The sequence below is a fragment of the Mesorhizobium sp. M1E.F.Ca.ET.041.01.1.1 genome, assembly GCF_003997355.1.
In the GTDB taxonomy this organism is placed as follows: domain Bacteria; phylum Pseudomonadota; class Alphaproteobacteria; order Rhizobiales; family Rhizobiaceae; genus Mesorhizobium.
Window position 1 is genome coordinate 1 of the sequence record NZ_RZSL01000057.1, and the last position, 18889, is coordinate 18889.

The 18889-nt window shown below is 65.0% G+C and carries 19 protein-coding genes and 1 pseudogene; 10 read left to right on the forward strand and 10 right to left on the reverse strand.

Translation table 11 applies throughout. The features are described 5' to 3' along the window. The 5 genes and pseudogenes from EOA38_RS07650 to infC form a co-directional block, all read right to left on the reverse strand. Positions 1-402, reverse strand: a pseudogene (locus EOA38_RS07650) (phenylalanine--tRNA ligase subunit alpha); the annotation flags it as partial. 140 nt (positions 403-542) lie between these two features. Further along, complete coding sequence (gene rplT / locus EOA38_RS07655) at positions 543-944, reverse strand: 50S ribosomal protein L20 (protein ID WP_071100686.1); 402 nt, start codon at positions 942-944, stop codon at positions 543-545. Positions 945-981: 37 nt separating this feature from the next. Beyond that, complete coding sequence (rpmI, locus tag EOA38_RS07660) at positions 982-1185, reverse strand: 50S ribosomal protein L35 (protein ID WP_027166935.1); 204 nt, start codon at positions 1183-1185, stop codon at positions 982-984. Between the two features lie 470 nt (positions 1186-1655). Further along, positions 1656-2303 carry an isoprenylcysteine carboxylmethyltransferase family protein gene (locus tag EOA38_RS07670; protein WP_127298870.1) on the reverse strand — a complete coding sequence of 216 codons (648 nt, stop codon included), beginning with the start codon at positions 2301-2303 and terminating at the stop codon, positions 1656-1658. 316 nt (positions 2304-2619) lie between these two features. Beyond that, positions 2620-3156 (reverse strand): translation initiation factor IF-3, encoded by a 537-nt coding sequence (infC, locus tag EOA38_RS07680; protein ID WP_126090874.1) that lies wholly within the window; start codon positions 3154-3156, stop codon positions 2620-2622. A 215-nt stretch (positions 3157-3371) separates the two neighbouring features. Here infC and EOA38_RS07685 point away from each other — a divergent pair, with 215 nt between their 5' ends. The 4 genes from EOA38_RS07685 (at position 3372) to EOA38_RS07700 (ending at position 6766) form a co-directional block, all read left to right on the forward strand. Beyond that, on the forward strand, positions 3372-4142 hold the full coding sequence (locus EOA38_RS07685) for an alpha/beta hydrolase (protein ID WP_127298871.1): 771 nt from the start codon (positions 3372-3374) through the stop codon (positions 4140-4142). 3 nt (positions 4143-4145) lie between these two features. Beyond that, the gene (locus EOA38_RS07690) at positions 4146-5288 is read left to right on the forward strand and encodes a benzoate/H(+) symporter BenE family transporter (protein ID WP_127298872.1); all 1143 of its coding nucleotides are present in this window, start codon (positions 4146-4148) and stop codon (positions 5286-5288) included. 116 nt (positions 5289-5404) lie between these two features. Then, positions 5405-5887, forward strand: a complete 483-nt coding sequence (locus tag EOA38_RS07695; protein ID WP_126090872.1) for a DUF2852 domain-containing protein — start codon at positions 5405-5407, stop codon at positions 5885-5887. Positions 5888-6007: 120 nt separating this feature from the next. Continuing rightward, entirely contained in the window at positions 6008-6766 is a 759-nt protein-coding gene (locus tag EOA38_RS07700; RefSeq protein WP_126090871.1) for a M48 family metallopeptidase, read from the forward strand. Between the two features lie 43 nt (positions 6767-6809). Here the strand turns inward: EOA38_RS07700 and EOA38_RS07705 are convergent, their stop codons facing one another. Continuing rightward, positions 6810-7028 (reverse strand): hypothetical protein, encoded by a 219-nt coding sequence (locus EOA38_RS07705; RefSeq protein WP_126090870.1) that lies wholly within the window; start codon positions 7026-7028, stop codon positions 6810-6812. 109 nt (positions 7029-7137) lie between these two features. Between EOA38_RS07705 and EOA38_RS07710 the strand changes: the two genes are divergently transcribed. From EOA38_RS07710 to EOA38_RS07735, 6 genes are all read left to right on the forward strand, one after another. Next, positions 7138-7797 carry a phosphoribosylanthranilate isomerase gene (locus EOA38_RS07710; protein ID WP_127298880.1) on the forward strand — a complete coding sequence of 220 codons (660 nt, stop codon included), beginning with the start codon at positions 7138-7140 and terminating at the stop codon, positions 7795-7797. Between the two features lie 91 nt (positions 7798-7888). Next, positions 7889-9109 (forward strand): tryptophan synthase subunit beta, encoded by a 1221-nt coding sequence (trpB, locus tag EOA38_RS07715; protein ID WP_127298873.1) that lies wholly within the window; start codon positions 7889-7891, stop codon positions 9107-9109. 2 nt (positions 9110-9111) lie between these two features. Then, positions 9112-9951: a tryptophan synthase subunit alpha gene (gene trpA, locus EOA38_RS07720; protein ID WP_126090868.1), complete on the forward strand. Its 840-nt coding sequence runs from the start codon at positions 9112-9114 to the stop codon at positions 9949-9951. A 37-nt stretch (positions 9952-9988) separates the two neighbouring features. Further along, positions 9989-10915, forward strand: coding sequence for an acetyl-CoA carboxylase, carboxyltransferase subunit beta (gene accD / locus EOA38_RS07725; protein ID WP_127298874.1), 927 nt, complete (start codon positions 9989-9991; stop codon positions 10913-10915). A 62-nt stretch (positions 10916-10977) separates the two neighbouring features. Then, entirely contained in the window at positions 10978-12303 is a 1326-nt protein-coding gene (locus EOA38_RS07730; protein ID WP_127298875.1) for a folylpolyglutamate synthase/dihydrofolate synthase family protein, read from the forward strand. Between the two features lie 112 nt (positions 12304-12415). Beyond that, positions 12416-12835 (forward strand): VOC family protein, encoded by a 420-nt coding sequence (locus tag EOA38_RS07735; protein ID WP_127298876.1) that lies wholly within the window; start codon positions 12416-12418, stop codon positions 12833-12835. A 15-nt stretch (positions 12836-12850) separates the two neighbouring features. Here the strand turns inward: EOA38_RS07735 and EOA38_RS07740 are convergent, their stop codons facing one another. The 4 genes from EOA38_RS07740 to addB form a co-directional block, all read right to left on the reverse strand. Next, positions 12851-13132 (reverse strand): cupin domain-containing protein, encoded by a 282-nt coding sequence (locus tag EOA38_RS07740; RefSeq protein ID WP_127298877.1) that lies wholly within the window; start codon positions 13130-13132, stop codon positions 12851-12853. Positions 13133-13262: 130 nt separating this feature from the next. Next, positions 13263-13586, reverse strand: a complete 324-nt coding sequence (gene trxA / locus EOA38_RS07745) for a thioredoxin (RefSeq protein ID WP_126090863.1) — start codon at positions 13584-13586, stop codon at positions 13263-13265. Positions 13587-13661: 75 nt separating this feature from the next. After that, positions 13662-17174, reverse strand: a complete 3513-nt coding sequence (gene addA / locus EOA38_RS07750) for a double-strand break repair helicase AddA (protein ID WP_127298878.1) — start codon at positions 17172-17174, stop codon at positions 13662-13664. Next, positions 17171-18889: double-strand break repair protein AddB (gene addB / locus EOA38_RS07755; protein ID WP_127298879.1), on the reverse strand; the 1719-nt coding region annotated here is incomplete at its 5' end. The genes addB and addA, both read right to left, overlap by 4 nt.

The following is an 18889-nucleotide window of genomic DNA, read 5'->3' on the forward strand; positions in this document are numbered from 1 at the left end:
GGCGATCGAAAAGCCGAGATCGCCGAAGATCGCCGCGATCTCGTCTGTCACCTGGCTGATCGGATGGATGCGGCCGCGCTCGGCCGGCGACTGGCGCACCGGCAGCGTCACATCGACCGTCTCGGCGGCAAGCCGGGCGGCGATCGCCACGTCCTTCAGCTCCGCCCTGCGTGCGGTCAGCGCCTCGGTGACGCGGTTCTTCAGGCCGTTGATCGCCGGACCCTTCACCTGCCGCTCCTCGGCGCTCATCGCGCCGAGCGTCTTCAGCATTTCGGAAACCGAGCCCTTCTTGCCCAGCGCCGAGACGCGCACCGCCTCGATCGCGGCTTCATCCGAAGCCGCCGCGATGTCGGCTAGAAGGGAAGCTTCAAGGGTTTCAAGATTTCCAGCAGTGGCGTTCACGGCGAAACTCTCTCGATCGGGCAACCACCCAGGTCGGGTGCGTCACCATTGTGGTTACATCAGGCATAAGAAAAACCCGCGCCAGCCGTGCCAGCGCGGGTTCCCCAAATCAGAATTGCGAATGCTTGGGAAGCGCTGGCTTAGGCGACAGCGCTCTCAAAAGCATTCGGCGTGGTGTTCTTCAGATATTCGAGTGCGACCTTGGCCTTGGCGACCAGCGCGGCGAAAGCCTGCGGCTCGTGGATGGCCATGTCCGAAAGGATCTTGCGGTCGATCTCGATGCCGGCCTTGTTGAGGCCGTCGATGAAGCGGCCATAGGTCAGGCCGTGCTCGTGCACCGCTGCGTTGATGCGCTGGATCCACAGCGCGCGGAACGAGCGCTTGCGGTTCTTGCGATCGCGATAGGCATACTGCAGCGACTTTTCCACCGCCTGCTTGGCGATGCGGATGGTGTTCTTGCGGCGGCCGTAGAAACCCTTGGCGGCTTTCAGGACCTTCTTGTGCTTGGCGTGGGCGGTAACGCCTCTCTTTACGCGTGCCATGTCATGATCTCCTTAAATGCTATCCAGGCCGAGGGGTTTAGAGGCCGTTCGGCAGAAAATTCTTGATGACCTTCTTGCCGTCCGGTTCAGCCAGAACCATCGTGCCGCGGGCATCGCGAATGAACTTGTTGGAACGCTTGATCATGCCATGGCGCTTGCCGGCGGCAGCCGACAGCACCTTGCCGGTGGCAGTAATCTTGAACCGCTTCTTGGCGGCCGATTTGGTCTTCATCTTGGGCATTTTGCTACTCCGTAATGTGGCGCACCATCGCGCTTCTTTTCTCGCTTCGGGCCGACCAAAGCCCGAAAAGCAAATGAAACCGCCACGGCATGCCCTGCCGGGCGGTTTTCTTTAGACGGCGGTCCTATAGATCAAACGAGGCGCGCGCGCAACACCCGACGCGACGTTCATATGGCGAACGCTTCAGGATGAATTCTCCCAGCGTTTGCGCCGCCCCTCACCTGCCTGCCGGCATCCTCTCCCCGTATAGTGACGGGGAGAGGGGCGCTGTCGTCGCCGTTTTCGCCAATCTCCAGCGTCGCAAGAAAGGTGCTAGGCTGCGGCCAGCCCTTTCTCCCCGTCACTATACGGGGAGAAATGCCCGGCAGGGCAATGAGGGGCAGCGCCGACATCGAAAATGATGTCTCAAATTCAGGTCTGTCGCGATCTTTTTTGCCCGGCTAGCCGAAGGGCGTGCGACGCGAGCCAACCTACGGCAGCCTAAACAGCACCGGCAGCATCCCTGACTGCTGGGCGCCGTCGATCAGCTCGAAGGCCGGCAGCGCCACCAGGAACACCAGCCCGTCGAGCAGCGTGTTCAAGAGCAGGCGCGGCTTGAAGCTGCCGGTGTCGCCTTCCTGGTAGAGCGAAAGCTTGGGAAAGAAGCGCGGCACACGCGCCAGGTAGGCTTCGTAAGGCGCGCCGAGCGCCTGCTTGAGGAATCTCTCCTCGCGCAGGATGACGATATGGAACGCGCCGGCGCACAGAAGCGCGAAAAGGATGATGCCGGAGAACGAGCCGATCTGCGCGCCGACGCCGGCTGCGGCGACCGTCGAGAACACATAGAGAGGGTTGCGGGTGATCGAATAGGGCCCGCCGGTGACCACCTCGGAAGATTTGCGCCCGCCGATGTAAAGCGTCGACCACAGGCGCCCGACGACGCCGAGGAAGATCAGGAGCACGCCGAACATCTCGATCGACTCGTGCATCGACGTATCCGGCGGAAAGGTCGACTGACCGAACAGCAGTGCCCCGAACAGCACCACGATCAGCACGGCCAGTACCAGCCTGCGCATCTGCTGGTAGCCGCCCAGCCCGTCAGGCGGGACGTCGTTCGCGAATTTCACTTCATCGACCATGACGGGAATCCGATCGTCGAGGGGTTTGCCGGCGATCGGGTAGGCGCCCCGCCGATCGTCGGGACGCCGTGCTCCGCAATTCAGGCGGATTTTAGAGCAATTCCAGGAAAAGTGCGTAGCGGTTTTCCGTCCGGAATTGCGCCGGAACAAAGAGATAGAGCGGTTCAGCGTTTCCGTGAAACGATGAACCGCTCGAAAGCACGATGCCGCGAGGGCCGGTCAATTCTGTTTCCCGAAGCGGTGATGGGCGCGGTCGATTTCGGGATCCGCGCCGGCAGGTATCGGAACAGGCAGGAAAAGGTGTAGGTGCCGCTCGTCAGCGGGGCGCCAGCACCATCATCATCTGGCGGCCTTCGAGCTTGGGCTCCGCCTCGACCTTGGCGATCGGCGCCACTTCCTCGCGGACCTTGTTCAGAAGCTGCATGCCGAGCTCCATATGCGCCATCTCGCGGCCGCGGAAGCGCAGCGTCAGCTTGACCTTGTCGCCCTCTTCGAAGAAGCGCCGCACGGCCTTCATCTTGGTCTCGTAGTCATGGCTGTCGATGTTCGGGCGCATCTTGATCTCCTTGATCTCGATGACCTTCTGGTTCTTGCGCGCTTCGGCCGCCTTCTTCTGGTTGGCGTATTTCAGCTTGCCGAGATCGAGGATTTTTACAACGGGCGGCTGCGCGTTTGGCGATATTTCGACGAGATCAAGCCCGGCCTCTTCGGCCAGGAGCAGCGCGTCATTGATGGAAACGTCGCCACGGTTGTTGCCTTCTGCGTCGATAAGCTGGACCCGGGGCACCCGGATGTCTCTATTGGAGCGCGGACCGTCCTTGGTGGGTGCCGCTGCTTTGAAAGGTCTGCGAATGGTCGTGGTCTCCTCGGCCGTTTCGTTCAGGGTTTCTTTAGATTCAACTATGTGGACGCGCCTATGTGGTGAGCGCGCGGCCGAAGTCAATAGCACAGCCTCGCCAGGAAATCACCTCAAAGCTTGGCATTCCCTGCACCAAGCGAAGAAACGGCGCGAGCACTTTTCGGCGAACCACCGGTTGTGCCAAAAGACCGGCCGGGAAGGACAAGGTCATGAACGCCAGCACACCAGTTTTCATCGACGTCGCGGGCTCGAATATCGCCGTCAGGCAGGCGCCGGGTGCCGTGCCCGGCATCGTCTGGCTGGGCGGCTACAAGTCCGACATGCTGGGCACCAAAGCCGAAGCACTGTCGGCCTGGACGGCCCGCGAAGGCCGCGCCTATCTGCGCCACGACTATTCCGGCCACGGCGAATCCGGCGGCGATTTTGTTGACGGCACGATCTCGAAATGGCTGGCCGAGAGCCTCGCCGTCTTCCGCCGCTTCAGCAAAGGCAAGCAGATTCTGGTCGGTTCTTCGATGGGGGCTTGGATTGCGCTGCGCATGATTCAGGAACTGCGCAAGGCGGGCGAGGATCGCGTGGCCGGCCTCGTGCTGCTTGCGCCGGCGCCGGACTTCACGATCGAGCTGATCGAACCGGTGCTGACCAAGGCACAGAAGCGCGATCTTTCGAAAAAGGGATTTTTCGCCGAACCGTCCGACTATTCGGACGAGCCCTATATCTACACGCGCACGCTGATCGAGGACGGCCGGGCGAACCGGGTGATGACCGGGCCGATCGACACCCACTGCCCCGTCCATATCCTGCAAGGCCTGGCCGATCCCGATGTGCCGTCCGGCCATGCACTGAAGCTCGCGGCGCTGCTGCCGGCCGACGACGTCACGCTGTCGCTGATCCCCGATGGCGACCATCGCCTGTCCCGCCCCGAGGATCTCGACATGCTCAAGCGCGCCGTCGGCGACATGGCCCGGCGGGTCGCCTGAACCATGCGGATTTCCATCCCGATATCCGCCTTCGTCGCGGCGGTCGTCGGCTTCGGCGGCACGTTGGCGATCGTCATCGCCGCTGCCAAGGCCGTCGGCGCCACGCAGATCGAGACCGCGAGCGGGGTGACGGCGATCTGCCTGGCCATGGCGATCGAGTGCCTTTGGCTGTCCTGGCGCACGAAGATGCCGGTCATCACCGCATGGTCGACGCCCGGCCTCGCGCTGGTCGCGGCCTCCAGCGGCTTCACCATGCAGCAAGCGGTCGGCGCCTTCATCGTCACCGGCATGCTTTTGATCGCCACCGGCCTGTTCAAGCCGTTGACCCGGCTGATCGCGCAGATACCGGCCTCGGTCGCATCCGGCATGCTGGCCGGCATCCTGGTCAGCTTCGCCATCAATGCGGTCAAGGCCATTCCCGCCGATCCGTGGCTGATCCTGCCGCTGATCGCCGCCTTCTTCGTCATCCGGCTGTTCAACCCGGCGGTGTCGGTGCTGGCGGTGCTGATCGGCGGCGGCCTCGCCGCCTTCCTCACCGGCCGGGTCGGCGGCCTGCCGACGCCGGAATTGTCGACGCTGACCTTGATCGCGCCGCAGTTCACCGCCTCGGCCATCATCGGCCTGGCCTTGCCGCTCTACCTTGTCACCATGGCCTCGCAGAACCTGTCCGGTCTCGCCGTGCTGAAAGCGGCCGGCTACCATCCGGAGCCCGGCCCGCTGATCGGCGTCACCGGCCTGTTCTCGCTGCTCTCGGCGCCTTTTGGCGCCTCGACCACCAATCTGGCGGCGATCTCGGCGGCGCTCTGCACCGGTCCGGACGTCCATCCCGACCCCGCCGAGCGCTGGAAGACCGGGCCGTTCTATGCACTCGCCTACCTGATCTTCGCCATCTTCGGCGCCTCGCTGGTGGCGATCTTCGCCGTCCTGCCGCCGAGCCTGATCGTGCTGGTCGCCGGCCTGGCGCTGATGGCGCCTCTCGCCAATGCGCTGTCGATAGCACTTCACGACGCGGCCGAGCGCATGCCGGCCACGGTCACCTTCGCGGTCACCGCCTCGGGGCTCACGCTTTTCGGCGTCGGCGCGGCGTTCTGGGGGCTGGTCGCCGGAATGGTCGTGCTTTTCCTGGAAAAACTCAAAAAGCGATAATCATTTCAGGCTCTTCGCCGGTTTTGGGCTGACTTGCCTTGAATCGCCGATTTCGCCTTCCCATTTCGATTCCACGCAGCCGGTTTGGCTGTCTCCAACGGAAGGACTGGGAGAAAATGAACACAACCGCATTGATCCGTCCGGCCTGGACGCCGGCGACCATCGCGCTGATGGTCATCGGCTTCATGGTGTTCTGGCCGCTCGGCTTCGCCATGCTCGCCTACATCATCTGGGGCGACCGGCTCGATGGCTTCAAGCGCGACGTCAACCGTGCCACCGACGGCATCTTCGCCGGCTGCCGCCGCGGCTCCGACAAGGCTGCCCGCTGGGGCCACGGCTCGTCCCGCACCGGCAACGTCGCCTTCGACGACTGGCGCGAGAAGGAACTCGAGCGCCTCGCCGAGGAGCGCCGCAAGCTCGACGAGATGCTGACCGAGTTCGACGAATATGCCCGCGAGCTGCGCCGCGCCAAGGACCAGGAAGAGTTCGACCGCTTCATGGCGAACCGCAGCAAGTCGACCGCGCCGACCACAACGAGCGATACGACCGGAAAAACCGCCCCGAAGCGCGGCAAGGGCACCAACCTGCTCGACGACTGAGACCAGGCGACAGGTCTCAGCTTGACACAACGGCGTCGCGTGAGCGGCGCCGTTTCTTTTTTGTTCTCCATGTGGCCTCACTCCTCTGGCCGTTTTCCTCGAATCGCGTATCGTCCAGCCATGACCCTCGGCTTCTTTCGCAACCTGACCAAGCCAAAGCCCAAGCCCGTCGTGGAGCGCGAGCATTGCGTCGCCGGCCGCACGCTGCCGCTCAAGATCGTCGAGAGCGCCAGGGCCCGGCGGCTGACGCTGCGCATCGATTCCGGCGGCCAGGGCCTGCGCATCACCGTGCCGCCCGGTCTGCGCCGTGGCGAGGTGGAGAAATTCCTCGACCGCCATCAGGACTGGCTGGAGCAGCGCCTGGCCAAGGTGCCGACACGTCCACAGGTAAGGCCGGGCATCAAGATTCCGGTTCGCGGCGTGCCGCACCGCATCGTCCATGAGCCGGCAAAGCGCGGCACCGTCACCGTCTCGCGCGACGAGCGTGGCCCGCTGCTGATCGTCCATGGCGAGCGCATCCACTTGCCGCGCCGCATTGCCGACCATCTGAAGCGCGAGGCCAAGCGCGAGATCGAGAAGCTGGTGGTCAAGCATACCGAGGCGATCGGCAAGCGCGCCAAGGCGATCCGGTACAAGGATACCTCCAGCCGCTGGGGGTCATGCACCTCGGAGGGCAATCTCTCCTTCTCGTGGCGCATCATGATGGCGCCGCCGCCGGTCATCAATTACCTGGTGGCGCATGAGGTGGCGCATCTGAAGGAGATGAACCACGGCCCGAAATTCTGGAAGCTGTGCGAAAAGCTCTGCCCCGACACCGACCGCTGCAAGGACTGGCTGAAGCGCAACGGCGGCGCCCTGCAGGCGATCGTGTTTGAGTAGGAACACCGCCGGCGCGCCAGCCGGGTTTCAGGGCGCGGGCCGTTCAATCATCATTCGCCGCATTCAGCTCCTCCGGTTTCAGCCCCTCTTCGCCCTGATGCGGCCACGGCAGGAAATTCCGGTCGAAGGCGTCGCTGCCGAAATAGTCGAGCGCCCGGTGCGCCTCGGCGCCGTTGAAGTCGGACTTCTCCATCAGATGCGCGATCACCTCGCGCGCTTGCGCGATCTTCTGCCTGAGTTCGGCGACGGTCTGGTCGGCCATTTGTCTGCTCCCGCCTGCATTGCCTTAAATTCAAGTTAGCGCTTTCTGATCATCCGGCAACAGCATGCTTTTTCTCGACTCTCGCGGCTTTTCGTGCCAATCCCGCGCCATGACGCTCGACATCAAGATCTGCGGATTGAAGACCGACGCCGCGATGGCCGCTGCCCTTGCCGGCGGCGCCAGCCATGTCGGCTTCATCTTCTTTGCCAAAAGCCCGCGCTTTGTCGATCCGGCCGAGGCCGGCCGTCTGCGCCAGGCTGCCAGCGGCAAGGCCAGGGCGGTCGCCGTCACCGTCGACGCCGATGATGCCTTCCTCGATGAGATCATCGCCAAGGTGCGGCCCGATATGCTGCAGCTTCACGGCGCCGAAACGCCGGAACGGGTGGCGGAGCTTAAAGGTCGCTATGGCCTGCCGGCGATGAAGGCGCTGCCGCTCAGCGAGGCTTCGGATCTCGGACGGATAAAGCCGTATATCGGTATCGCGGACCGGTTCCTGTTCGACGCCAAGCCGCCGAAGGGTTCGCAATTGCCGGGCGGCAACGGCGTCGCCTTCGACTGGCGCATCCTTGCCGGCCTTGACGGCGGCGTCGATTACATGCTTTCCGGAGGGCTCAACGCCGCCAATATCGGCGATGCCCTGAGACTGGCCAACCCGCCCGGAATAGACATCTCGTCCGGCGTGGAAAGCGCTCCGGGTGTCAAGGATCCGGCGCTGATCGAGCAGTTTTTTCGGGCCGTCAGGGCCGCGCGCGACGATCGCGCCGCCTGAGGAAGTTTTCAAACCCGAGCATGTCCCGGAAACGTGGGAACCGGTTTTCCGACAGGGACATGCTCAGAAGTAAAGACTCAGGAGATCGGCGATGAACAAGCCGGCTATGCCCAATTCCTTCCGCACCGGGCCCGACGAGCAGGGCATGTTCGGCATTTTCGGCGGCCGTTTCGTCGCCGAGACGCTGATGCCGCTGATCCTCGATCTCGAAGAGCAGTGGAACAAGGCCAAGAACGACCCGGAGTTCAAGGCCGAGCTGCAGAACCTGTCCACCCACTATGCCGGGCGGCCATCGAAGCTCTATTTCGCCGAGGGCCTCACAAAACATCTCGGCGGCGCCAAGGTCTATTTCAAGCGCGAGGACCTGAACCACACCGGCTCGCATAAGATCAACAACTGCCTCGGCCAGATCCTGCTCGCCAAGCGCATGGGCAAGAAGCGCATCATCGCCGAGACCGGCGCCGGCCAGCACGGCGTCGCCTCGGCTACCGTCGCGGCGCGCTTCGGCTATCCGTGTGTCGTCTACATGGGCGCCACCGACGTCGCCCGGCAGAGCCCGAACGTCTTCCGCATGAAGCTGCTCGGCGCCGAGGTGCGGCCGGTCACCGCCGGCCACGGCACGCTGAAGGACGCCATGAACGAGGCCCTGCGTGATTGGGTCACCAATGTCGAGGACACCTATTACCTGATCGGCACCGCCGCCGGTCCGCATCCCTATCCGGAGCTGGTGCGCGACTTCCAGTCCGTGATCGGCACGGAAGCGCGCGCCCAGATGCTGGAGCAGGAAGGCCGCCTGCCGGACGTCATCATCGCCTGCGTCGGCGGTGGCTCCAACGCCATCGGCCTGTTCCATCCCTTCCTCGACGACAAGGAGGTTCGCATCATCGGCGTCGAGGCCGGCGGTCGCGGCCTCGACGGCGTCGAGCATTGCGCCTCGATGAACGCCGGCAAGCCGGGCGTGCTGCATGGCAACCGCACCTATCTGCTGCAGAATGCCGACGGCCAGATCCTCGATGGGCATTCGATCTCGGCCGGCCTCGACTATCCGGGCGTCGGGCCGGAGCATTCCTGGCTGCGCGACACGGGCCGCGTCGAATATGTGCCGATCCTCGACGACGAGGCGCTGGAAGCCTTCCAACTGACGACCCGTGTCGAAGGCATCATCCCGGCGCTGGAGTCGGCGCACGCCATCGCCCACGCGATGAAGATCGTGCCGGCCATGGACAAGGACCAGATCGTCATCGTCAACCTGTCCGGCCGCGGCGACAAGGACGTGCATACGGTGGCCAAGATGCTGGGCATGGAGATCTGATGATGGCGACCCGCATTGACCGCCGCATGGCGAAGCTCAAGTCCGAGGGCCGTCCGGCTTTGGTCACCTATTTCATGGGCGGCGACCCGGACTACGCCACTTCTTTGGCCATCATGAAGGCACTGCCGGGCGCCGGCAGCGACATCATCGAGCTCGGCATGCCGTTTTCCGACCCGATGGCCGACGGCCCGGCCATCCAGGCGGCCGGCCTCAGGGCGCTGAAAGGCGGCCAGACGCTGGTCAAGACGCTGAAGATGGCGTCCGAATTCCGCGCCGGCGACGACGAGACGCCGATCGTGCTGATGGGCTATTACAATCCGATCTACATCTACGGCGTCGACCGCTTCCTTGCCGATGCCAAGGCGAGCGGCATCGACGGGCTGATCGTCGTCGACCTGCCGCCCGAGATGGACGAGGAACTCTGCATTCCGGCGCTGAAGGCCGGCATCAATTTCATCCGCCTGGCGACGCCGACCACCGACGACAAGCGTCTGCCCAAGGTGCTGCAGAACACCTCCGGCTTCGTCTATTACGTCTCGATGACCGGCATCACCGGCTCGGCCCTTGCCGACACGGCCAAGGTCGCGGCGGCGGTCAAGCGCATCAAGGGCCACACCGTGCTGCCGGTCTGCGTCGGCTTCGGCGTCAAGACCGCGGAGCAGGCCCGGGTGATCGGCGCTTCGGCCGACGGTGTCGTCGTCGGCACGGCGATCGTCAACGCGGTCGCCAATGTGCTCGGACCGAAGGGCGAGAAGACCGCCGATCCGGCCGAAGCCGTCGCCACTCTGGTCAGCGGCCTGGCCCAGGGCGTGCGCTCGGCCCGCCTTGCTGCGGCCGAATAGTCTCACTAGTCTACCTTCCAGGACAGGAGCCGAAGCCATGAACTGGATCACCAACTACGTTCGTCCGAAGATCAATTCGATGCTCGGCCGGCGCACCGACATGCCGGAAAACCTCTGGATCAAGGATCCCGAGACCGGCGAGATGATCTTCCACAAGGACCTCGAATCCAACCAGTTCGTCATCCCGGTCTCCGGCCACCACATGAAGATCTCGGCCAAGGAACGGCTGAAATATTTCTTCGACGATGGCAAATACGAGACGCTGGAAAACCCCAAGGTCGTCCAGGATCCGCTGAAGTTCCGCGATGAGAAGCGCTACACCGATCGCCTCAAGGAGGCTAAGGCCAAGACCGGCCTGGAGGACGCCATCCTCAACGCCGCCGGCACCATCGAAGGCCTGCCGGTCATCGTCACCGTGCAGGATTTCGCCTTCATGGGCGGCTCGCTCGGCATGGCGGCGGGCGATGCCATCGTCCACGCCTTCGAGGTCGCGCTGCAGCGCAGGCGACCGCTGATCCTGTTCGCCGCCTCCGGCGGCGCCCGCATGCAGGAAGGCATCCTCTCGCTGATGCAGTTGCCGCGCACCACGGTCGGCGTCGACCGGCTGAAGGAAGCCGGGCTGCCCTATATCGTCGTGCTCACCAACCCGACGACGGGCGGCGTCACCGCTTCCTACGCCATGCTGGGCGACGTTCACATCGCCGAGCCCGGCGCGCTGATCGGCTTTGCCGGCCCCCGCGTCATCGAGCAGACCATCCGCGAGAAACTGCCGGACGGCTTCCAGCGCTCCGAATATCTGATGGAGCACGGCATGGTCGACATGGTGGTCTCGCGCCTGGAGATGCGGCCGACCATCGCGCGGCTGCTGAAGATGCTGCTCAAGGTGCCGGAGGCTGAGAAGCCGGTCGAGCCGGAGATCCTGCCGCCGGCTGTCGTCAACGCAGAACCGCGGCCGCAGGCCTGACGCGACGTCGTTCGCCGCGAACCACGATTGCGCCGGGTACGTCGAGCGCCTAGGATTCCGCCATGACAACGCTCGCCGCCGACCGCGCAATCGAACATCTGATGACGCTCCACCCGAAAGGCTTCGACCTTTCGCTGGATCGCATCGCCCGCCTGCTCGAGCGCCTGGGCAATCCGCAGGACCGGCTGCCGCCGGTCATCCATATCGCCGGCACCAACGGCAAGGGCTCCTGCGCCGCCTTTTCGCGGGCACTGCTGGAGGCGGCGGGCCATCTCGTCCACGTGCATACCTCGCCGCATCTGGTGAACTGGCACGAGCGCTACCGGCTGGCGGCCGAGGGCGGCGGCAGGCTGGTCGAAGACAAGGTCTTTGCCGAGGCCATTGCGCGCGTCGCCAAGGCCAATCAGGGCCAGAAGATCACCGTCTTCGAGATCCTGACCGCCGTCACCTTCATTTTGTTTTCAGAGCATCCGGCCGAGGCTGCGATCATCGAGGTTGGACTGGGCGGCCGCTTCGACGCCACCAATGTCATCACGCGGCCTGCGGTTTCGGTGATCATGCCGGTGTCATTGGATCACGAAGCCTATCTCGGCGACCGGGTCGAGGTGATTGCTGCCGAGAAGGCCGGCATCATGAAACGCGGCTGCCCGGTGGTGATCGGCGCACAGGAAAGCGAGACGGCGCTCGAGGTGCTGATCGAGACCGCCGAGCGGCTGGATTGCCCGACCGTCGTCTACGGCCAGGATTTCCTGGCCTTCGAGGAGAACGGCCGCATGGTCTATCAGGACGAGGACGGCCTGATGGACCTGCCGCTGCCGCGCCTGCCCGGACGCTATCAATTCGCCAATGCCGCTGCGGCGATCGCCGCGGTCAAGGCCGCAGGGTTCGAGATCGGCCACCGCGCTGCCGAAAAGGCGATGGCACACGTCGCCTGGCCCGCCCGGATGCAGAAATTGTCGCAAGGCAAGCTGGTTGATCTGGCCCCCAAGGGTGCCGAGATCTGGCTCGACGGCGGCCATAATCCGGGTGCCGGCGTCGTCATCGCCGAGGCGCTGGCCGAGCAGGAGGAAAAGAATCCGCGCCCGCTGATCCTCATCTCCGGCATGATCAACACCAAGGACCAGAGTGGTTATTTCAGCGCCTTCAAGGGGCTTGCCCGCCATGTCTACACGGTGCCGGTGAGCAAGAGCGACGCCGGGGTGCCGAACGACGAGCTGGCGCTGCGCGCCGCCGACGCCGGCCTGTCGGCCGAGCCGGTCGGCTCCGTCGCCAATGCGCTGATGCTCCTGCGCGACACTTGGGACGGCCCGCCGCCGCGGATTCTCATCGGCGGCTCGCTCTATTTCGCCGGCGCGGTGCTGGATGAGAACGGCACGCCGCCGACCTGAAGCAATTCCAGGAAAAGTGCGTAGCGGTTTTCCGTCCGGAATTGCGCAAAGCAGATAAAGCAATTCAGGAAAGCTTGAGGTGGATTTCGGCGGGGGCCGGAAGGAGCCGGTCATGATCAAGGTGAAGCAGCTCGCCCACGTCTGCATCTTCGCGAATGACCTGGAGGCGACGCGCCGCTTCTACCGCGACGTCCTCGGCATGGACACAAGGTTCAATTTCCTGCGCGACGGCAAGATCTTCGGCTTCTACCTCGATTGCGGCGGCCGCAGCCATGTCGAGGTGTTCGAGAAGAGCGAGGCCAGCTACGGCGAGCGCAACCAGATCAACCACTTCTGCCTCGAGGTGGAAGATATCGACGTGGCCATCGCTCACATCCGCTCGAAAGGCGTCGAGGTCACGCCGAGGAAGCTCGCCTGCGACGACACCTGGCAGGCCTGGGTCAAAGACCCCAATGGGGTGAAGATCGAGCTGTTCGAATATACTGCAAAAAGCGCGCAATTCACCGGCGGCAATCGCGTCGCCGACTGGTGAGCCTGGTTTAACGACTCACTTCAGCTCGATCTCGATGAAGGCGTATTCGCCGTCATTGGCGTTGATGACGTCGTGCTCGACGCCTTCCTTGCGGAAATAGGGCGCGCCCTTTTTCATCTCGGCGAAGGTGGCGCCGTCCTTGGTCAGAAGCTTCACCTTGCCGTCCATCAGCGGCACCACGACATAGTCGTGGCCGTGGCGATGCCAGCCGGTGTTGGCGCCCGGGGCGAAGCGGTATTCGGTGACGATGACCCGCTCATTGTCGACAAAGACGGTGGCCTTGGCTGTTCCGGTCATGGGGCTCTCCTTTCCGCCAAGAAAAGGAGATGAGGCCCGCCGGCGTCAGGGCCAGAGCGCCATCAGCGATGACGCCAAAGAAAAGCCCGGCGCGATTGGCCGGGCTTATTTGTCGAATCTTTGGATTGGCTCAGGCGAGGCTGCCGTTGATCCAGTGCGAAAGCGCGGTCTTCGGCGCGGCGCCCACCTTCATGTCGGCCACTTCGCCGCCCTTGAAGATCATCAGCGTCGGGATCGAGCGCACGCCGTACTGCGCGGCCAACTCGGGATTCTCGTCGATGTTGAGCTTGGCGACCTTGATCTTCGAGCCGAGCTCCTTGGCGATTTCTTCCAGTGACGGGCCGATCATCTTGCACGGACCGCACCACTCCGCCCAGAAATCCACCACAACCGGCTCCTTGGCGTTGAGCACATCGGCCTGGAAATTGCCCTTGTCGACCTTGACGGTGGCCATGCTGAAATCCTTTCGAAAACTCGGGGTTGCACCAAATGTGGTGGTTGTGGCGGTGATGTTCAAGCAGTTCTTGTGTCACGCTCCCGTGAGTCGGGCAAGGGCATCGTCCATGGCCTTTGCCGGCAGCTCGATCAGGCGCGGCGCCTCGGTGAAGAGCAGCGCAGCCGTAACGTCGCGGCCTGGGTAGAGCGGCTTGAGCAGGGCGCGGTAGAGCGCAAGCTGCAGCACATAGGCCGGCGGTACTTCGGCCAGGCTCGCCGGCGCCGGCCGGTTGGTCTTGTAGTCGACGATCGAGACCTTTTCCGACGTGACGGCCAGCCGGTCGATCTTGCCGGAGATGGAGCGCAGCTTGCCCTTCACTTCCAGGCTGCCCATGACCGCGACTTCCGCCCGCGAGGACGGCGAAAACAGCGCGTCGAAACGGCCGTCGGAGAGGATGGAAGACACCGCCTCCAGCGCCTTGCCGCGCTCCCCCGGCGGCCAATCGGCGCCGGCGCGCGCCAGATAGCGCTGCGCGGCGTCCTTACGCTCGCCTTTGGCGACCGAAGGCAGCATCTGCAGCAATTTATGCAGGGCCAGCCCGCGCATCACCGCGAAGCCGGGCTCGGCCTCGGCGTCGAGCACCGGCGAGCGCGTGTCGGGCAGGGCCTCGGTCGATTCGTCGATCAACGCGGAGGCGCCGGAGGGCGAAAGCGGCCGCGGCAGGTCCTCATAGGGCGGCAGCGGCCGGAACAGGTTTTCCGGCAACGGCTCCGCATGCTCGAATGGCGCTGCCTTCTCGCCCTCGGTCAACGCCATGGGCGGCAGCTTCGTCATATGGAAGCGATGCACGGCCACATCGGCCGTCGCCGGATGCCGGCGCTCCACGCTTTCCGGCGCGCCCAGCAGCGCCCGGCTGACGATCGAATGCCAGGTGCCGGTGCTGGGTTGCCGCTTGCCGTGATAGCCGCAGACGATCAGCCGGTCCTCGGCGCGCGTCATGCCGACATAAAGCAGCCGCCGGTATTCATCGTCGGCAAGCTCCCGCGCCCGCGCCGAGGCCGCCCGCGAAACGCCATTGGCGACGTCGCTGGCCGAGCGCCAGAGATAGCCCTTGCCCTTCCATTGTTGGCCCGAGCCTTCGAAGGCCATCAGTCGCGGCAGATGCTGGTCGCTGAATGGCGCCGAGCCGCCATCGACCAGGAAAACCACCGGCGCCTCCAGGCCTTTCGCGGCATGCACGGTCATGACACGCACCTCGTCGCGCGTCTGGTCCATCTCGCGCTTGATCTCGGGACCACTGTTTTCGAGCGTCGAGAGGAAGGATTCCAGCCCCGGCAGGCCGGTGCGCTCCTCGGCCAGGCAGAAGCTCAGGAACTCGTCGAGGATGTCGCCGGCTTCCGGCCCGAGTCGCGCCTTCATCCTGCGGCGCACGTGGTCGCGCGCCAGCACGGCGGCATAGAATTCGAACACCGGCTTGAAGGCCACCTCGTTCGCCCAGCCATCGAGCCGGCTGACGATCGCGGACAGGGCCTCGTCTGCGGCCGCACGCTGCCTAAGCGATGCGATCAATGACTGGCCGGGCGGCCGCTCGCCGGCGAGCGCCAGCAAGGTCTCCTCGGAGACATCGAAGATCGGACTGCGCAGCACGGCGGCCAGGGACAGGTCGTCCTCCGGCTGGATCAGGAAATGGCCGAGCGCGATCAGGTCCTGCACGGCGATATGGCCGGGCAGGCTGAGTCTATCGGCGCCGGCCACCGGGATCTGCCGGTTTTTCAGGCTGCGCGACAGCGCATGCACGAAGCGGTCACGCTTGCGCACCAGAACCAGGATGTCGCCGGCCGTCACCTTCCTTCCCTTGCCTTCGATGACCTCGCCGTTACGCAGCCAGTCCTGGATGGTCGCCGCCACATGCTCCGCCACGCGCACGGCCGGCGCGCTGGCATGGTTGACCGGCAGGGTCCAGTCGTCGGGCTCCTCGACCGCATCAGTGCCGATCGATGGCCACACCTCGACATAGCCCGGCGCGTCGGTGCGGATCGCCTTGTGGCTGAGCGGATCGGGGTCGTGGCTGATGCCGCGCCGCACACCTGGCTCGGCAAAGACGCAGTCGACGGCGGCAAGCACGTCGTCGCTCGAGCGGAACGACCAGGTGAGCTTGAGGTCGGCGAAGGCGGCCTCGGCGTCGCGCACGCGCCCGGCAAACAGAAGCCGGCTCTCGGCGAAGGAATCGGGCGCGGCTCCTTGAAAGGAATAGATCGATTGCTTCTCGTCGCCAACCGCGAACACCGTGCGCTTGACCGCCTCGCGCTGGCCGAGCCCGGCGAAGAACTCTTCCGTCAGCTTCTTCACCACTTCCCATTGATCGGGGCTGGTGTCCTGCGCCTCGTCGAGCAGGATGTGGTCGATACCCTGGTCGAGTTTGTATTGCACCCATGGGCCGGCGTCCGGCCGTGACAGCAGGCTGACGGTTCGGGTGATCAGATCGTTGAAGTCGAGGAAGCCGCGGCTTCGCTTCAACTGCTCATAACGCGCGATCAGCCAGCCGGCGACGGTGAGCGCGGCGGCCGTGCCTTCGAGCATCCGGAACAGCGCCAGCCGGTCCGATACGTCGAGGATCGCCTTGGCTGTCGCGAGATAGCGCTCGGGCAGGTCCGGCAGCCGGTCGACCAGCGCCTTCTTGAAGATCTTGGGTGGGTCGTAGGGGTCGCCGTCGGCCTTGAGAAAGGCCTTTGCCAGGAGCCGCAACCGGCGGGTCGGGTCGACTTCGGCGAATGCGCCTCGGGCATAAGGGATAACGTTGTTCAGCACTTGCCGTGCTTCGGTAGCTTCGGCGGCATGCGCGAACTCTGCGAACTGGCTGGGCGCGAAGCCCGGCAGCGGCCAGATGGAAGCGGCGATGCCGTCGGCCGTCTGGCCGGGTCCGAAGCCGAATTCGGCGAACAGCGGCCGGAAGTCCCGGCTCTTGCCGAGCTTGGCGATGAAGCCGCGCAATTCATCGCGCTTGCCGACGATTTCGGTGAGCAGCGCGTCGAGCCCGAATTCGCCGCCGCGCTCCAGGACCGTGGCAAAGGCCTCCGCCAGGCCTTCGACGCCGGCACCGGCGCCCGAGATCATGTCGCGGCGGGCGTCCGCGAACAGCGAGGCCTCCATCTGCGGATCGAGCATCTCGAAATGCGCGGGGATGTTGGCTTCCAGTGGGAACTGGTGCAGAACCGATTCACAGAAGGCGTGGATGGTCTGGATCTTCAGCCCACCCGGCGTTTCCAGCGCCTCGGCGAACAGCCGGCGCGCGCGGCGCATGGTGTCGCGGTCGGCGCTGCGTCCGTCGAGCGCCGCGATCCTCGCCGCAAGCTCGGTGTCGGGCAGCGCCGTCCACTCCGACAGGGTCGAGAATACGCGGTTCGACATGTTGGCGGCGGCCGCGCGCGTATAGGTCAGGCACAGGATCTTCGACGGATCGGTGCCGTTGAGCAAAAGCCGGATGACGCGCTGCGCCAGCACATGCGTCTTCCCCGAGCCGGCATTGGCCGAGACCCAGGCGGAATTTTGCGGATCGGAGGCGCGCGCCTGGCTGGCGGCGGTATCGGCGGGGATCGGATATCTCATCCTTCCGCCTCGTCTTCGCTTGCGCCACCGGCCGACCATTCGAGCACGCGGGCCAGATGATCGTAGTCGCCGTCGGCCTCGCCCTCGCGGAACGGCAGCGCGCGCGACAGATAGCCGGTCGCAGGATCGGCATAGTGGAACAGCAGCCGCTCAAGCCGCGCCCAGGCTTCCTCGGCAAGCTCGTTGGCGGTCTTCGGCTTGCGGTTGTATTCGAGGATCGATTCCTCGAACACCTCGCCATTGGGCTTCAGCCGCACGAAGGCAAGCTGCGAGGGCTCGCAAATGCCGAGCTCCTTGAAGGCGCCGCGTCTGAGCAGCGCGCCTTCGAGCGCGAGCTGCGGCGACAAGAGCGTATGCGCCTGCGCCTTCGAAGGCGAGGAGCCGGTCTTGTAGTCGAGGATATCGGCCATGCCGCCGGCGAGCAGGTCGACGCGGTCGGCATAGCCGGAGAGCGTGACGCCCGTGCGGCCCACGACTGTCTTCTCCGCGCGCTCCTCGGCGTAACGTTTGGCGACCACCTCGGCGCGGGTATGCTCCCATTCGATGATGTTGGCGGCCAGCTTTTCGAAGCGCGGCCACCACACCGCCTCGATGTCGGGCGGAAGCGCTGCGTCGGCAAAGCAAGCGCGGCCGGCCTCGACAAGCGCCGCCAGCGCGCCCGGACTTTTCGGATCCTCGACCCGGCGCGAGAACAGGTGCAGGATTTCGTGGAACAGCGTGCCGCGTTCGGCAGCACTCGGATCGCGGATCACCGGGTCGAGCGGCATCAGGTTGAGGATGCGCCGGGCATAGACCGCATAGGGGTCGCGGCGCAGCGTCTCGATCTCGGTGACCGAGAAATGCTGCGGCCTGAGCCTCAGCGGCGGCTTTGGCTGCGGGCGGGCCGCGAACTCCTGTTTCTCGCCGGCGTCGAGCGCGCGGGCCCAGGTCAGCAGCACATCGCCGCGCCGGCCAAGCGCCGCCGCCTGATCCTCGCCGATGAAGGTAAGGATGCGCTGCAGCCAGCGCGACGGCACCGCCGGTGCGTCACCCGATCGCGCCGAGCGCGTCAGCACCACCGTTTCAGCACCCATCGCCATCTGGAAATCATGTGCCGCAAGGCCGATGCGCCGCTCCGGCGGCTCGAGGTCGATACCGGTCTTCATCAGCCGCGACATGAAGCGGTCGCTCTCCGGCTTGCGCGGCCACACGCCTTCGTTGAGCCCGCCGATGACGAGCGTGTCGACGCTCTGCAGGCGGGCCTCCAGCGCGCCCCAGATGGCGATGTTGCGGTCGGTGCCTTGCGCCGGCTTGACCGTTTCCGGCGCGATCAGCGCTTCCATCACGTCCGGCCATTCGCCGGCCGCGAAGGTGAAGGATGAGGAGGCGGCGACCAGCCCGCGCAACAGCTCCGCAAGTTTCTCGCCGGCATCACCGGCATAGAGTTCGCTCACGCTGCCGTCTGCCGCGCGGCCCAGGCCTTCCAGCGCCACGACGCTCGCTCGAGTCAGGGCCGCGATATCGGCACTCTTCCCGCCGCGCATTGCCGTGAGCGGGGAGAGCGCGTCGGTAAGACGGCTAAGCATACCCCGTGCCTGCTCGATGCCGCGCACGGTGAGGCGCGGAAACCAGAAAGGGTGACGACTTTCGCCGCTGAGCCCAGCGAGCCGCGCCTCGAAGAGTTCGTCGAGTGCGACGACGTCAGGTCGGCCTGTCCCCCCGCGCAGCGCCACCAG